This window comes from Nitratidesulfovibrio liaohensis (assembly GCF_011682075.1).
GTDB classification, from domain to species: domain Bacteria; phylum Desulfobacterota; class Desulfovibrionia; order Desulfovibrionales; family Desulfovibrionaceae; genus Cupidesulfovibrio; species Cupidesulfovibrio liaohensis.
Map to the genome: position 1 here is coordinate 1 of NZ_VSMK01000408.1, position 15461 is coordinate 15461.

General features: G+C 65.6%; 18 protein-coding genes. 12 read left to right on the forward strand and 6 right to left on the reverse strand.

Features of this window, described 5'->3' with window-relative positions:
• The 10 genes from FVW27_RS13065 to FVW27_RS13110 all read left to right on the forward strand — a co-directional run.
• Positions 1-845 (forward strand): hypothetical protein (locus FVW27_RS13065; protein ID WP_167125783.1); only part of this gene is annotated, 845 nt, incomplete at its 5' end.
• Between the two features lie 187 nt (positions 846-1032).
• Positions 1033-1761 (forward strand): HAD hydrolase-like protein, encoded by a 729-nt coding sequence (locus FVW27_RS13070; RefSeq protein WP_167125785.1) that lies wholly within the window; start codon positions 1033-1035, stop codon positions 1759-1761.
• Between the two features lie 235 nt (positions 1762-1996).
• Positions 1997-2299: a YggT family protein gene (locus tag FVW27_RS13075; RefSeq protein ID WP_012611306.1), complete on the forward strand. Its 303-nt coding sequence runs from the start codon at positions 1997-1999 to the stop codon at positions 2297-2299.
• 9 nt (positions 2300-2308) lie between these two features.
• Positions 2309-2818 carry a DivIVA domain-containing protein gene (locus tag FVW27_RS13080; protein WP_167125787.1) on the forward strand — a complete coding sequence of 170 codons (510 nt, stop codon included), beginning with the start codon at positions 2309-2311 and terminating at the stop codon, positions 2816-2818.
• Positions 2805-3125: a DUF167 family protein gene (locus FVW27_RS13085; RefSeq protein ID WP_167125789.1), complete on the forward strand. Its 321-nt coding sequence runs from the start codon at positions 2805-2807 to the stop codon at positions 3123-3125. The genes FVW27_RS13080 and FVW27_RS13085 overlap by 14 nt, the downstream gene beginning before the upstream one ends.
• Before the next feature lie 29 nt (positions 3126-3154).
• Positions 3155-3385, forward strand: a complete 231-nt coding sequence (locus FVW27_RS13090; RefSeq protein WP_007521181.1) for a hypothetical protein — start codon at positions 3155-3157, stop codon at positions 3383-3385.
• A complete protein-coding gene (ilvB, locus tag FVW27_RS13095; RefSeq protein ID WP_167125791.1) occupies positions 3386-5074 on the forward strand; it encodes a biosynthetic-type acetolactate synthase large subunit in 1689 nt (562 codons plus the stop codon).
• Between the two features lie 12 nt (positions 5075-5086).
• Complete coding sequence (ilvN, locus tag FVW27_RS13100; protein WP_167125793.1) at positions 5087-5578, forward strand: acetolactate synthase small subunit; 492 nt, start codon at positions 5087-5089, stop codon at positions 5576-5578.
• 335 nt (positions 5579-5913) lie between these two features.
• Positions 5914-6906: a ketol-acid reductoisomerase gene (gene ilvC / locus FVW27_RS13105; RefSeq protein ID WP_167125813.1), complete on the forward strand. Its 993-nt coding sequence runs from the start codon at positions 5914-5916 to the stop codon at positions 6904-6906.
• A 401-nt stretch (positions 6907-7307) separates the two neighbouring features.
• Positions 7308-7874, forward strand: coding sequence for an NADPH-dependent FMN reductase (locus FVW27_RS13110; protein ID WP_167125795.1), 567 nt, complete (start codon positions 7308-7310; stop codon positions 7872-7874).
• A 210-nt stretch (positions 7875-8084) separates the two neighbouring features.
• On the opposite strand, the gene FVW27_RS13115 is transcribed toward FVW27_RS13110, so the two are convergent.
• The 3 genes from FVW27_RS13115 to FVW27_RS13130 form a co-directional block, all read right to left on the reverse strand.
• Positions 8085-8300, reverse strand: a complete 216-nt coding sequence (locus tag FVW27_RS13115) for a hypothetical protein (protein WP_012611313.1) — start codon at positions 8298-8300, stop codon at positions 8085-8087.
• A gap of 229 nt (positions 8301-8529) precedes the next feature.
• Positions 8530-8850, reverse strand: coding sequence for an IscA/HesB family protein (locus tag FVW27_RS20640; protein ID WP_012611314.1), 321 nt, complete (start codon positions 8848-8850; stop codon positions 8530-8532).
• Positions 8851-9098: 248 nt separating this feature from the next.
• The gene (locus FVW27_RS13130; RefSeq protein ID WP_167125799.1) at positions 9099-9392 is read right to left on the reverse strand and encodes an adhesin; all 294 of its coding nucleotides are present in this window, start codon (positions 9390-9392) and stop codon (positions 9099-9101) included.
• 221 nt (positions 9393-9613) lie between these two features.
• Here FVW27_RS13130 and pyrR point away from each other — a divergent pair, with 221 nt between their 5' ends.
• Entirely contained in the window at positions 9614-10147 is a 534-nt protein-coding gene (gene pyrR, locus FVW27_RS13135; protein WP_167125801.1) for a bifunctional pyr operon transcriptional regulator/uracil phosphoribosyltransferase PyrR, read from the forward strand.
• 137 nt (positions 10148-10284) lie between these two features.
• Here pyrR and FVW27_RS13140 read toward each other — a convergent pair whose 3' ends face one another.
• Entirely contained in the window at positions 10285-12030 is a 1746-nt protein-coding gene (locus FVW27_RS13140; RefSeq protein ID WP_167125804.1) for a putative bifunctional lysylphosphatidylglycerol flippase/synthetase, read from the reverse strand.
• A 787-nt stretch (positions 12031-12817) separates the two neighbouring features.
• Between FVW27_RS13140 and FVW27_RS13145 the strand changes: the two genes are divergently transcribed.
• Complete coding sequence (locus FVW27_RS13145; protein WP_167125807.1) at positions 12818-14119, forward strand: DUF4910 domain-containing protein; 1302 nt, start codon at positions 12818-12820, stop codon at positions 14117-14119.
• Between the two features lie 200 nt (positions 14120-14319).
• On the opposite strand, the gene FVW27_RS13150 is transcribed toward FVW27_RS13145, so the two are convergent.
• Together FVW27_RS13150 and FVW27_RS13155 are read right to left on the reverse strand one after the other, a co-directional pair.
• Positions 14320-14865, reverse strand: a complete 546-nt coding sequence (locus FVW27_RS13150; RefSeq protein WP_167125810.1) for a heme-binding protein — start codon at positions 14863-14865, stop codon at positions 14320-14322.
• 139 nt (positions 14866-15004) lie between these two features.
• A partial coding sequence (locus tag FVW27_RS13155) for an HPP family protein (RefSeq protein WP_243838437.1) occupies positions 15005-15461 on the reverse strand: 457 nt, incomplete at its 5' end.

The following is a 15461-nucleotide window of genomic DNA, read 5'->3' on the forward strand; positions in this document are numbered from 1 at the left end:
CCGCCCCTTCGGTGGCCGGTGGCGCGCCGCAGGCCCCCGCAAACCCCAGCGCAGCCCCGTGGCGGTCGCCCCTGTTGCCTCTGTCCGAGGCGGAGGCGCGCGCCTGTCTGGCCGAACTGCTGGACTTCGGCATGAACGTGGGTTCCGGTCCGCACGGTGACCTGGCCGCCATGGTGGCCGCGCTGGAAAGCGCGCACGACGAGGCCCCGTTTTCCCTGGGCCGCTCCGAACTGGCCGCGCTGGAGAATTTCGCCTCCGGCGGGCCGGGTGAGCCGGGTAAAAAGGACGGGACGGGCGGCGGGGCCGCTTCCGAGGATCCTGCCCAGGCGGACCGCAACCGGCGCATTGCCGCGCAGAAGACCCTGATCCTGGCCTGGCATCTGGAAGAGCGCGTGCGCGAACTGGATGCCCTGAAGGAAAAGTTTTCGCGCAGCCGCGAAAGCCTGGCCGACATCCTGGGCGTGGAAACGGACGAGGAACTGCGCGAGATGCCCGCCCTCGACCCGTATTCCGCCATGCTGCCCGGCAGCGGTGCCGACATCATCGGCCCCTCGTGGCGGGTCATCGTCGAGAACATGGGCCCCTTCCTGCCCGACGGCGCGGTGCTGTTCACCTGCGACGCCGAGATTTCCGCTACCCTGCGCGACGGCGGCGCCGCCTTTGCCCCCGTCACCGCCGAGCAGACCGCCAGCCTGTGCCCCGCCTGGGGCGACAAGGTGGCCAAACTGGTGGTGCACGCCCGCCTGCCCTTGTGGCGGGTGGCGGGCCGCCCCGGACCCGACGCCGCGCGTCCCTGGCTGGACCGCGTGTTCGACGTGGTCTGTTGCGGCAAGTGTGCCCGGTAGGGAAAACCGTTTTTGTACGCCTCCGGCGGGCAGGGGGCGGTAGCCCCCTGCACCCCCCTTTTTCTCATGTCCGCAATACGGAGGGGCGCGGCCATCGTCGTTGCCCCCGATGCAGGGCATGACCGGTCTTCGTGGTCATCCTGTCCTCCGGGATGTGAAAACCGGCCAGCCTTTCTTCGGAGTCATCGTGTACCCAACGGTTCATCGCCTTCAGCAGCTGTTCCCCAAGGGCCTCAAGGGCATCATCTTCGATTGCGACGGCGTGCTGTTCGACTCGCGTGCGTCCAACATCCAGTACTACAACCTCATCCTTGGCGCGCTGGGCCAGCCGCCCATGTCGCGGCAGGACGAGGACTATACCCACATGGCCTCGGTGGGGCAGTCGCTGGCGCGCATCGTGCCGCCCGCGCTCATGTCCAAATTGCCGGAGGCCCGCAAGCGCATCGTCTACCGGCGCGACATCCTGCCCCTGCTGGAGCCGGAGCCGGGCCTGATGGAACTGTTGCGCTGGCTGCGCGACGCGGGCCTGCGCCGGGGCATTTGCACCAACCGCACCACCACCATGGAATACGTGCTCGACCACTTCGGCATGACCGAGCTGTTCTTTCCGGTCATGACGGCATCGCGCGTGCGGGCCAAACCCCATCCGGAAGGCATCTGCGCCACCCTGGACGCCTGGGGCCTTGCCCGTGACGAGGTGGCCTTCATGGGCGACACCATCGCCGACGAGGAAACCGCCCGCATGGCCGGGGTGTGCTTCTGGGCCTACCGCAGCCCGTCACTTTCCGCGCGGCTGCACCTGGACGACTTCTGGGCGCTGCGCCGGGTGCTGGCGGAGTTTCTGCGCCAGCAGAACGGGCAGCAGGGCGCGGGCAAGAACGGGCAAGGCGCCGCGTTCGGGTGCGCCCGCCCATAAGGCGTGTCCGCTGGGCGTCAGGCCGGTGGCTTGTCGGCAACTGGTGGGCGACTGGCGGGGAACTGGCGGGGAACTGGCGCGCAAGGAGCGGGCATCAGGTGGGGACATCCGGCGGGCAAGGCCGTGCGCCCGGTGCAGGAGTAACCACTTTTTGCTTGATTCTTGTGGCGGGTAAGTGGAAGTATCGGTGTTACGGTCGCCCCTCAATTCCGGGGTGCGCTTAACCGGAGGGTTCATGTTCGTTTTCTCGAATCTCATTTTCGGCGTGGCGCGCGTGCTTGATGCCGTGCTGAACCTGTATTTCTGGATCGTCATCGTTTCGGCGGTTCTCTCGTGGGTCAACCCGGATCCCTACAATCCCATCGTGCGCATTCTGCGCAACCTGACGGAGCCGGTGTTCTACCGGGTTCGCAAGTGGATTCCGTTCACCTACCTGGGGGGACTGGACCTGTCCCCGGTGGTGGTGCTGCTGGCCATCCAGTTCATCAACGCCGTGCTTGTCCAGTCGTTGTACCAGTTCGCCGTCACCATGCGATAGGGGCGTCACATGTCCGTGAGCCGCATAGATCTGCTGAACCACAGCTTTTCCAAGTCCCTGCGAGGCTACACCACCGATGAGGTGGACAGGATGATGCAGGAGGCTGCGGATGCCATTGGCCGCCTGAGCGAGGAAAAGGCCGCGCTGGCCGGGCAGGTGGCGCGGCTTGAAGAACGCCTGTCAGAATTCAAGGAGCGGGAATCGACGTTGCGAGACACGTTGATGACCACCCAAAGGGTTACCGCCGACCTCAAGGCAAGTGCCCAGAGGGAGGCGCAGCTGATCATCGACGCTGCCCATTCCAAGGCGGAGAACCTCATCAATCAGGGGCAGCTCCGCCTTGCGCGCATTCAGGAGGACATAGCCGAGGCCCGCAAGGTCAAGGCGCAGTTCGAAATGAAGGTGCGCGCCGTGGTGCAGCAGCACCTGCGCATGCTGGACATGTCCCGCGAGGACGACGAGGAACTGGAGGCCGCCGCGGCGCGCATTGCCGGGCGTCAGAAGGGTGGGCCAGCCTGATCCCGTCCGCCCCGAATGGGCGGCCCCTGCCGGGGAAGGGCAATGGGCGGTGCTGGTGCGGGCGGTGCCCGGCGCGCGCAAGAGCGCCTGCGAGGGCACGGCGGAAGGCAGGCTGAAGGTGCGCCTGGCCGCACCGGCGGTGGACAACAAGGCCAACAAGGCGCTGGAGGAATTCGTGGCCTCTGCGCTGGGAATGCGCCGCAACCGCGTGCGCCTGGTATCCGGCCACACGAGCCGGTTGAAGAAATTGATCGTCGAATCGGATGTGGAGCCCAGCTGGGGCCTGCTTGGCACATGTGGGAAATAGCAACCCTCAACGCCAGAGGAGAAAGTTCCATGGAACCGAAAGACAACGCGCTCATCGAGAAGTACGCCGCCACGGACCCCGAACTGAAGGCGCTATGGGACGAGCATATTCTGTTCGAGAAACAGTTGGAGAAGATCGAAGCCAAGTCGTTCCTGACCCCCGCTGAAGAAAAGCAGGCCAAGGAACTGAAGAAACAGAAACTCGACGGAAAGACCCGGCTCCACGCCATACTGGACCGGTACCGCGCCTTGGAGGGCTAGATGGAACTGAACGGGGCCCGGATTCTGCTGGAATGCCTCAAGCGGGAAGGCGTGGACGTACTGTTCGGCTACCCCGGTGGGGCCGTCATAGACATTTATGACGAACTGCCCCGGCACGATATCCGGCACATATTGGTCCGGCACGAACAGGCGGCGGTGCACGCCGCCGACGGTTTTGCCCGCGCGTCGGGCAAGGTGGGCGTCTGTCTGGTCACTTCCGGACCGGGCGCCACCAACACCGTGACCGGCATCGCCACGGCCTATGCCGACTCCATTCCCTTGGTCGTGCTGACGGGGCAGGTACCCACCCCCCTCATCGGCAACGACGCCTTCCAGGAAGTGGACATTGTCGGCATCACCCGCCCGTGCACCAAGCACAATTATCTGGTGAAGGACGTGCGCGACCTTGCCCGCGTGCTGCGGCAGGCCTTTTATCTGGCCCGCTCCGGCAGGCCGGGTCCCGTTCTTGTCGACTTGCCCAAGGACGTCATGCAGGCCAGGACAGAATTCATCTGGCCCGAAGACGTCAAGATGCGCAGCTACAACCCCACCTACCGGCCCAACCTGAACCAGTTGCGCCGCGCGGTGGAGGCCCTCATCGAGGCCAGGCGCCCGCTGTTCTTCGCGGGGGGCGGCGTGGTCATGTCCGACGCCAGCGAGGAACTTGGCTGGCTGGCCCGCACCCTGAGCATTCCGGTTACCTCCACCCTGATGGGCCTTGGCGCCTTTCCGGGCGACGACCCGCTGTGGCTGGGCATGATCGGCATGCACGGCACCTACGCGGGCAACAAGGCCGTGAACAACGCCGACTGCATCGTGGCCGTGGGCGCGCGCTTCGATGACCGGGTGACCGGGCGCCTTTCCGCGTTTGCCTCCGGCGCGCGCATCATCCACATAGATATCGACCCCACGTCCATCCGCAAGAACGTGCAGGTGGACATTCCCGTGGTGGGCGACTGCCGCAAGGCGCTGGCGGGCATCCGCGAGATAGCCACCACCCGCCTTGCCGAAAAGGACTGGGCAACGGCGCACGAGCCGTGGCTGACCCAGGTTTCCACCTGGCGCACCGAACAGCCCCTTACCTATGTGCAGAACGGCACCATCAAGCCGCAGCAGGTGGTGGAAACCATCTTCTCCATCACCCGTGGGGACGCCATCGTCACCACCGAGGTGGGCCAGAACCAGATGTGGACGGCCCAGTTCTTCACTTTCCGCAAGCCGCGCACGCTGCTTACCTCCGGCGGGCTCGGCACCATGGGCTACGGCTTTCCGGCTGCCATCGGCGCGCAGTTCGCCTTTCCGGACAAGCTGGTCATCGACATGGCGGGCGACGGTTCCATCCAGATGAACATCCAGGAACTGGCCACCGCCGTCTGCAACAAGCTGCCCATCAAGATCGTCATCCTGAACAACGGCTACCTCGGCATGGTACGCCAGTGGCAGGAACTGTTCTACCAGCGCAACTACTGCTCCACCTGCATGGAGGCGCAGCCCGACTTCGTGAAGCTGGCCGAGGCCTACGGGGCCGAAGGCTACCGCATCACCGAGGCGGGCGAGCTGGAATCCACGCTGCGCGCGGCCTTCGCCTCGCCCCATACCGCCGTCATCGACGTGCGGGTGGAACGCGAGGAGAACGTGTACCCCATGGTGCCCGCTGGCGCGGCCCTGGACGAAATGCTGCTGGTCTAGGGAGGGCAGCCCATGCGACATGTGCTTTCCGTTCTCGTGGAGAACGAACCGGGCGTTCTGTCCCGGGTGGCGGGGCTGTTCAGCGGACGCGGTTTCAACATCGAGTCGCTGAACGTGGCCCCCACGCTGGAAGAGGGCGTTTCGCTCATGACCATCAGCACCAGTGGCGAGGAGCAGATCATCGAGCAGATCGTCAAGCAGCTGCGCAAGCTGGTGACGGTGATCAAGGTGGTGGACTTCATCGACGTTTCCGCCGTCGAGCGCGAGATGGTGATGGTCAAGGTGCAGGCCGACGACGCCCGCCGGGCAGAGGTGCTGCGCATTGCCGACATCTTCCGCTGCAAGGTGGTGGACGTGAGCCTGAATGACCTGACCCTGGAAGCCACGGGCGACCATGGCAAGATCCAGGCCATCCTGAGCCTGCTGGCGCGCTTCGGCATCAAGGAAATCGCCCGCACCGGCACCGTGGCCATGCGGCGGTCCATGCAGCCCGAGAACGCGTAGTCTCTGCCGGTGCCGGTTCATGGCACCCCCGGCGGATTGTTCCGGGATATTCACGCGCGGCGGCGGGCGGACAACGCCTTTCGCCGCGCGTCCTGCACGGCAGGGAGAATGCGAGACTGATTGAACAAATATTCAGTCTGCTGCATTTCGGCGCCCACCAAGGGGTAGCCTTCCGCCGCCGAATCCGGTATCGCAATCCATTGCGGCAGCGCTTTCGCTGCTTACGGTGGCAAACCCGCAAGGGTGCCGGGGGCATCCCCGGTACCGGGCGGGGTCTTCATACACCGCAACCGTCATTCGAGGACGCCGCACCCGTGTGCGGCAGGGAGTAGATGATGAAGGTCTATTACGAACAGGATGCGACACTGGAGGTCCTGAAGGACAAGACCGTGGCCATCATCGGCTACGGCAGCCAGGGCCACGCGCACGCTCAGAACCTGCGCGACTCCGGGATCAACGTCGTTGTCGGGCAGCGTCCCGGCGGGGCCAACTACGAACTCGCCAAGGAACACGGCTTTGCGCCGCTACCCGTGGCCGAGGCCGCAGCCAAGGCCGACCTCATCATGATCCTACTCCCCGACCAGGTACAGGCCGCGATCTACGAAGCGGAAATCAAGCCGAACCTGAAGCCGGGCGACGCGCTGCTGTTCGCCCACGGGTTCAACATCCACTTCGGCCAGATCGAGCCCCCGAAGGACGTCGACGTCTTCATGATCGCCCCCAAGGGCCCGGGCCATCTCGTTCGCCGCACCTACACCGAGGGGGGCGGCGTCCCCTGCCTCGTCGCCATCCACCAAGATGCGACCGGCAAGGCCATGGAGAAGGCTCTGGCGTATGCCAAGGGCGTTGGTGGTGCGCGTTCCGGCGTCATCGAAACCACCTTCAAGGAAGAAACCGAGACCGACCTGTTCGGTGAACAGGCGGTGTTGTGCGGCGGTCTTTCGTCGCTCATCAAGGCCGGTTTCGAAACCCTGGTCGAAGCGGGCTACCAGCCCGAAATCGCCTACTTCGAGTGCCTGCATGAAGTGAAGCTCATCGTCGACCTCATCTACGAGGGCGGCCTTGCCAAGATGCGCCACTCCATCAGCGACACCGCGGAATACGGCGACTACGTCACCGGCCGCCGCATCGTGAACGAGGAAACGAAGAAGGAAATGAAGAAGGTGCTCCAGGAAATCCAGGAAGGCACCTTCGCCCGCAACTTCATCCTCGAGGCCAAGGCCGGGTACCCCGGCTTCAAGGCCACCCGCCGCATCGAGGCCGACCACCAGATCGAGAAGGTGGGCGGCAAGCTGCGCGGCATGATGCCCTGGCTGCACAAGAAGTAGCCGCCAGCCTCATTGCCTTGCCTGTCAGACAGGGGCCGTTCCGAAAGGGGCGGCCCCTTTTGCGTGCGCAACGGTGCGCTGATGACGCGGGTGAGTGGGGCGGGGACAGGGGGAGCCGCGGAGGCGTGAGGAGCGGAGGTGCGGGCAGCGGGGCGCGGAAATCAGCCTGCGAGCCGGAGTGCGTTGCGCGCGGGCCATTGTGCACAGGCTTGCGCACAGGATGTCACGCGGAATGCGCGTACACCCCGCCTGCTGCACCGTGCGAGCGCATACGTGAAAAATTGCGGGCAAACGTTGCCCCGGCCGCGTTCCGGTAGTATTCTACCGGTAACGTCGTTTCTCCACCCGGCTGGCGTACCCGCCGGGAACACGGCGATACCCGAAACCACAGGAGAGACACCATGAGCACCATATTCACCGTCGCCGTCATCGTGGGCAGCCTGCGCAAGGATTCGCTGAACCGCAAGATGGCCAGGGCCCTGGTGGAACTGGCCCCGCCCGCATTGCGTTTCGAATTCGTGGAAGTGGGCGGCCTGCCCCTGTACAATCAGGACCTGGACGACGAGGGCACCCCGCCCGCCGCCTGGACCGATTTCCGCAAGGCCATCAAGGGCGTGGACGCCGTGCTCTTCCTCACCCCGGAATACAACCGTTCCATGTCGGCCACCATCAAGAACGCGCTGGACGTGGGCTCGCGCCCGTACGGCAGCAGCGTATGGAACGGCAAACCCGCGGCCATCGTCAGCGTGTCGCCGGGCAATATCGGCGGCTTCGGCGCCAACCATCACCTGCGCCAGTCGCTGGTATTCCTGAACATGCCCCCGTTGCAGCAGCCGGAAGCGTACATCGGCGGTGCGGACAAGCTGTTCGGCCCCGATGGCGCCCTGACGGACGCCTCCATGCGTGAGTTCGGCGCCAAGTTCATGAATGCCTTTGCGGGGTGGGTTGCCACCAACGTGAAGCGTTAACGAATGGCTTTGGCAATGGAATGAACTGGCCTGACGCCATCCCCCAATAGCGTGACCTGATCGAAAGACGGCCCGCGCCCCTCCCTAGGGGTGCGGGCCGTCATGCGTTAGCAGGTGGCGTTCTATCGGCAGGATGCAACCGGGATGTGGCCGCCTGGCGGCGGGGTGAGGCGTCAGGGCGGATGGTGCCGCACCCGCGCCACGTTTCGCTCAGGCCCCTTCGGCCACCAGCCGGGCGTACAGGTCTTCGTGCTCCGGGTACTTCAGCCCGGCGCCGGTCACGATGACGCTGGGGCGCAACTGGTCGGAGCGGGCATCGGTGATGGGCACGATCTCCCAGCGTCCGTCCTCGCGGCCGACGACCAGTTCCTGCTGTTGCCGGTGGGCAAGCTTGATGGCGAGGATGACGGTTTCCTTGAAGGTCATGATGGCTCCGTGGGCGTTCCGGCGTGGATGATGCGCGAAGATGCCCGCGCACCCGCCACCGCGTCAAGTGCGGCAGGTGTGGCAGGTGTGGAAAACAGGGGGATTCCGGTTGTTCCCGCCGTGCTGCCAGCCGTGCCGGGCGCGGCCCAGGCCGGTTGTCCCGGCGGCAAAAGAAAACGGCCCTCCGAAGAGGGCCGTTGCGTGTGCGTATGATCCGGATTCCTGGTGGTTACGAGCCGCAGCTGCCAGCGCTGCCGCAGCCGCCGCAGCTGCTGCCGCCGCCAAGCGGTTTGCCGGATTCCACCGAGAATCCCATGTAGCTGATGTCGATGCGGATGGATTCCGCCATGGTCAGAAGTTCGGCGTTCACGCAGAAGGTGTAGCCGCCTTCCTCGAAGACTTTGTCGGTATCGTTAGGCTCATCCAGAGCCAGGGCCAGCCGGGGACCGCTTCAGCCGCCGGGGGCAAGGTAGACCCGGATGGGGTTCTTCTGCTTGTCCGCAAAGTAGGCATCAAGCTCCTTGCGGGCGTTTTCGGTGATTTCGAACATGTGTCCTCCACTGTTGGATGTGCGGAGAGCAACAAGTACGTATCCGAGGGGTGTTTGTCAATGCATCGCGCGCATGGCTATAGCGAGCGTCTATGGATTGCGGAGCGGACGGCTGGCCGAAGCGGCAACAACGCCAGCAAGAAGGGGCTGCACGAATGCAACCCCTGGGACTCATGGATGGGCAGCGGGAGAGGGTGAGCCTGTCGGACGGGCACGGCAAACGGTGTGTGCTGCCGGGCTGGGCGGCCTCAGGATGCGTCGGACGTGCGCGCGCTGAGGGGGCGTTCGGAAACCACTTCGAAGCCGGCGTTGCGCGCCCGGATGCGCACGGCGCCTACCTGCTGGGCCAGCCGCTGGCTGATGCAGAAGGTGTAGCCGTTCACCTGCACCACATGGTCTCGTTCGGTGGGTTCGTCGGGGCCCAGCACAAGGTGCGGCCCCTTGCTGCCGCGAGGCGAAACGTAGATGCGGATGGGGCTTTGGGGATTTTCCGAAAAGTATTCTTCCAGAATGCCCCGTGCGTCGTGTTCGAGGGTGATCATGTCCGTTTCCTTGCGGCCTGTGGCGACGTTAAGCCATACCCTACCGCAGAACTGGTGAAAAGGCCAACCGAATGACCGCGCAATGACCATGCGGTGCCGACTGGTAACCGTAACAGTGCACCGTCGCGGCTCCAAAGCCGGACCGTGGTCGGTTTGCCAAGCAGCCGGAAACCGGTTAGCAATGAAGATAGCTACCAATTCCCACCGAACGGGTGAACCCGATGGAACAGACCATTCTGCTGACGGAAGAGGAAATGCGCCGGGCACTGGAGCGCCTGGCCTATCAGGTGCTGGAACGCCATGGCGACTGCGCGGGCCTTGTGCTTGTGGGCATCCAGCGGCGGGGGGCCGACATTGCGGCCCGCCTCGGTCGCATCATTGCCGAACGCCTTAGCTGCGCGCTGCCTTCGGGCGCGCTGGACATCAACCTGTACCGTGACGACTGGACCACCCTGTCCGCCAAGCCCGCCATCGGGCCGTCGGACATTCCCGTGGATCTGGACGGACGCGATGTGCTGTTGGTGGACGATGTGCTGTTCACCGGGCGCACCATCCGCGCCGCGCTGGAAGCACTGCTGGACTATGGCAGGCCCCGCCGCGTGGAACTGCTGGTGCTGGTGGACCGGGGGCACCGCGAACTGCCCATCCACGCCGACTACGTGGGCCGCGTCGTGAACACGGGCCGCAACGAGCAGGTGGACGTGCTGCTGCGCGAGCGCGACGGGCGGGACGAGGTGTTGCTGTCGTCACACTAGGGCGGCGAACGTCTGCAATGTGGCGCCGCCTGCGTGCGGCGCATGAAAAACGGGGCGATGCCGTATTGCGGCGCCGCCCCTTTGTCGTCCTGTTGTCGTACCGTGCCGCGTCGTGCGCGCGAAATGCGTGGGGTGCCCTAAGCGTTTCCGGGCTTGTCGATATGATCGGGCTGATCGGGCTGATCGGGGCGGCCAGGCTTCTTGCGGCGCAGGGCGTTTTCGCGGATGCGCTGGGCCGCGCGGTAGATGCGCCGGAACCGTTCGCGCCGCGCTGCCGTGAATGCGCCAAACCGCCCGTGCAGCGGGAAGGCCAGACGACGCATAATGAACACCGCCAACACGATGGCTATGCCGCCAAAGGCGCGCAGCAGGCGGGCGGCGTCGTTGTCTGCCGCAAAGGTCCACCACAGCTCGTGGGCGTAAGGCACGCGGGCGTGCACGAACAGGCCCAGCAGCAGGGCACAGCCCACCACCAGCAGCACCGCCACCATCCAGCGCACGGTAAACCGTTCGCGCAGCAGGGACGTGCGTCGGAAAAAGCGCCGCCGGGTCACGCACAGCGATGTCAGCACCAGCGCCAGCAAGGTGGCCTCTTGCCAGTCCAGCCCCTTCAGTACGCAACTGGCGATGCCCAGCACCACCAGGGCTGTCACCAGCAGCCATGCGGAAGCCAGGCGGCGTTGCAGCCCGCGTGAAAGCAGCAGCAGCCCCACGCCCGCGACAGCCCCCAGAAAATGGGCAGATTCCATGGCCCACAGCGGCACGCTGGCCACGAGCGCGGCGCGGCTGTCCGCCGCCACTGGGATGGCGCTGGAGAACAGCAGGATCAGCCCTGCGGCAAAGGCCAGGTAGGCCATCAGGGTGTGCGACAGGGCGTCGGTCCAGCGGCCCGCCTCGTCCAGCATCCGTTCAGCCTCGTGGCGGCGCAGGTGCAGTTCGTGTCCGCCCAGCAGCACGGCGGCGAACAGCAGCGGCAGCAGGTAGTAGATGAACCGGAAACAGATCAGCGCGGCAATGACCGTCTGCGGCGAATGGGTGTGCGACAGGCTGAGGATGACCAGTTCGAACACGCCCGCGCCGCCGGGCACGTGGCTGAGCACCACGGCCACGATGGCCATCAGGTACACGGAAAGAAACTGGATGAAGTCCAGCCCGAGGTCTGCGGGCATGAGCACGAACAGGCAGGCCGCCGCCACCACCAGGTCCAGCCCCGCCACCAGCGTCTGCATGATGGCCAGCCGGAAGGGCGGCAGCGCGAATTCCTTGCCCATGACCCGTATGGGGTGCTTCGCCACCAGCGTCAGGACATGGTAGCCGATTGTCAGCGCCAGCAGCACCACGCCCAGCAGGCGCACGTCGCGCACTGGAATGTCGAGCGACTCGGGCACCGGCAGCGGCTGGATGATGAACACGGCCCCGGCCACGCCCAGCGCGCCCACCCAGAAGGTGATGGCCAGCATGACCACCAGGCGCACCACGTCCACCACCGAAAAGCCCCAGGCCGAATAGAACCGGTAGCGCACCGAACTGCCGCCCAGCAGCGCCCCGAAGTTGTAGCTGGTCACGCAGCCCACGAACGAAACGAGGGCGGTGCGGGCCATGGAAAGCGGCTTGTTGATGGCGCGCAGGGCCAGCGCGTCGTACCCCACCAGCACCAGGTAGTTGAACACCATCAGCACGATGGAGGCCACGATGCTGGTCATGGGCATCTGGCGCATGCTCGCGCGGATTTCGTCGATGTGGTATTTGCTGACTTCGTTGTACAGCAGCCACACCGCCCCGCAGAAAACGACAAACACCGCAACCTTGCCCAGCGAACGCAGGTGCTTCTTCCACGGTGAGGGATGTTTGGGGGCGGCGGATTCGACGTCTGTGTGCTGCATGCGGAGATGGTGCCGTCAAGGATGAGAGTGTTTGCGTGTGTCGCGTTGCCACACCTGTTGGCGCGGCGGAACGCAGCCTACACTGGAGCCCCGGTTACGGCAAGGCGATGGCGCATGAATTCCCGCGCGGGGGATGTCGTTACCGCCGGTATCGTGCACCGGGGACGCGGTTTTGTGCGCGATGCGTGCGGCTGGCCATGCGGGGCTGGCGGCGGGGGCGGATTTGGTACGCGGTTCGCGCGTTGCCGCGAAGGACATGCGGGACAGGGTGGCGCGACTGCCGCCATGCCACGGGGCGCGCGGTACGGTTGGCGATTCCGGGGGTGTTGCGGCTGGCCTCTGGAACATCCGTTTCAGTTCCGAGGGATGTCTCATGTGTTTCACGGTGGCGGGAAACGTGACTGGTGCGGCCTATCCATGGGCTGTGCATGAATATTTTCTCCTGTCGCATGGCAGTGTTGTGCCAAGAAGTCGGTTCCGTAGCATTTCTGTCGCTTGAACACGTTTCAACGGTGCAGTAGAAGGGCGTTCCGCAGGGGGACTGTGCCCTCGCTGCATGGCGCCTTGCATGTGCGAAGCGCCCGTTTGGCGTGTCCGCAGCCGCAGTGCGGGCAGACGCGCGCCGCATTCGGCAAGGGGTTGCCCGTGGGCGTCGCGTCGGTACCTTTTCATGCCGCATCACGCTGCCGCAGTGCGCGGGGTGCGATGCAGGGCGGGGGGCCTTTGACGGCGCCTGGGTGGTGGCATGGATCATCGCCCGGCCAGCCGCGCGGGCCGAAGGAAGGATATGGACGCAGTGAGTCCCGGGCAGGAGATGTACCGCTGGATGGCGGACCTCTTTCCCATTTGCAGGAGCCTTACCGGTGACGGGGTGCGCGAGACGCTGCGCTACCTTGGAGATTTGCTGCCGGGCCTGCGCCTGCACGAGGTGCCCAGCGGCACGCAGTGTTTCGACTGGACCGTGCCGGACGAGTGGAACATTCGCGATGCCTGGGTGGCCGACATGCAAGGCAACCGGCTGATCGATTTCAAGGCCAGCAACCTGCACGTGGTGGGCTATTCCGAGCCGGTGGACACCGTGGTGACCCGAGAGGAACTTGATGCCCGGCTCTACTCGCTGCCCGACCAGCCGGACGCCATTCCCTACGTCACCTCGTACTACAAGCGCACCTGGGGCTTCTGCATCGCACATGAAAAGCGCGAGGCGCTTGGCCCCGGCCCGTTCCGGGTGGTGATCGATTCCACCCTGGCCCCCGGCCACATGACCTGCGCCGATCTGTTCCTCCCCGGCCGTTCGGAAAAGACGGTGGTGCTGTCCACCTACGTCTGCCACCCCTCCATGGCCAACAACGAGCTTTCCGGGCCGGTGCTGCAAACGGCCATGGCCCGCCACCTGATGCAGCGCGACCGCGAACTGTCGTACCTGCTGGTGTTCGTGCCGGAAACCATCGGCACAATCTGGTACCTCAGCCAGCATCTGGCCGAGATGCAGCGCAACGTGGTGGCGGGTTTCGTGCTGAGCTGCACGGGCGACGACCGCGCCTGGTCGTACCTGCCCTCGCGCCAGGGCAATACGTTGTCCGACCGCACCCTGCTGCACGTGCTGGGCGCCTACCACCCGGACTTCAAGCGGTACACCTTTCTGGACCGGGCCAGCGACGAGCGCCAGTACAACAGCCCCGGCGTGGACCTGCCCATCATCCCCTTTGCGCGCAGCCTGTACCGGCACTATCCGGAGTACCATACCTCGCTGGATGACCTTTCCGTGGTGTCCCCGGCGGGGCTGGACAATTCGTTCACCACGCTGGCGCGCTGCCTCGAGATCATCGAGAACAACCGCACCTGGCGCACCACCTGCCTGTGCGAGCCGCAATTGGGCAAACGCGGTCTGTACCCCACCACTTCCATGAAGAACGGGTACTGCAACAAGGTGAACATCATCATCGACTACCTGGCTTATGCGGACGGCACGCTGGACCTGGTGCAGATTGCCGACCGCATAGGCGTGCCCGCCGACGAGTGCATCCCCGTGGTGCGCGAACTGGTGGCGGCGGGCGTGCTGGCCCCGGTGGAGTGGAAGGCGGAGTAGGGCGGCCCTAATCACGGTACGGTCTGGATGGCTACGGGCCGCTGCCGGTTGCCCCGCGCCGGAGTTGCCCGCTTTTGCCCGGCCCCGCCCGGCCCCGCCCGAACCGGTCTGTTCCCACCTGGTTCTGTCCGAAAGTTGCCATGAACGAGGCCCCCGGCACGATGCCGGGGGCCTTTTGCATGCTGCGTGGATGTGGCGCGCTAGTTCAGCGCGGCAACGCCAGCCTTGGCCACCGCCATGTCGTTTTCCACGGAACTGCCGCTGACCCCCACGGCCCCGATGATGGTGCCGTCCTTGGCGCGCAGTAGTTCACCCCCGCCAAAGATGACCAGATTGCCGTTGGTCACCTCTATGCCGTACAGCGGCTGGCCCGGTTGGGCCGCGTCCCCCAGTTCCTTGGTGGACATGTTGAAGAAGCGCGCGGTGCGGGCCTTGCCGATGGAAATGTCGATGCTGCCGAGAAACGCCCCTTCCATGCGCGCGAACGCCTTCAGGTTGCCTCCGGCGTCCACCACGGCGATGTTCATCAGCGTGCCCTGTTCCACGGCCTTGGCCTGCGCGGCGGCGATGACCTTCTGCGCCTGGGCCAGGGTGATGTCGCCGGGCAGCACCAGCTTTGCGGCATCCGCCGGGGCAGCCTGCGCGGGCAGGGCCACGGCCATGCAGCAGCCCACGGCCAGCAGGGCCGCCAGCAGCAATCCGCCGATACACCGGATGTTCAGGGTGGTCCGAGTTTCGTGTGCCATTGCAGCCTCCTTGTCGGTCACGGCAAGCGAGAGTGCTTGCTGTTATAGGCTTTGGTGCCGCATAACATATTTTTCGTGACTGTACACGTGCGCGGCAGGGCGCGGCGGCGCAAGGGCGGCGGGGCGGGATTGGGGGGGGTCAGCGCTGTCCCGCACTCGTCCGCCCACTCGTCTGCCCATTCGTCCGGGCCCCCGCCCGCGCGTTTGACAGGGCGGTCAGTACCGGGTGCAGCACAAGGAGCAGCCCGCCAAGCCCCAATATGCCCAGCCCGGCCTCGTACACCGCGTTGCCCAGGGGGCGTAGCGCCATCAGCGCCGCCCCCAGCACGCAGGCCAGGAAGGCGCCGCCTTCCGTCCTGTCCTGGTGCAACCCCAGGCACTTGGGGCAGTTCTCCCCTTCCGGTGCCGGATAGGCGAACCACACGCCGTTCCACGCCATGGCCGCCAGCACGGCCACCACGGCACCCCAGGCCATGTGCAGCGGCAGCAGCAGCGGCGGCATGGGCAGGGGCAGCAGCACAGGTATGGCCGCCGTGGCCGCAGCCGGGGGGTGGTCCGCATCGGCCAGTTGCATGAACAGCGCGGCCAGGGCCACG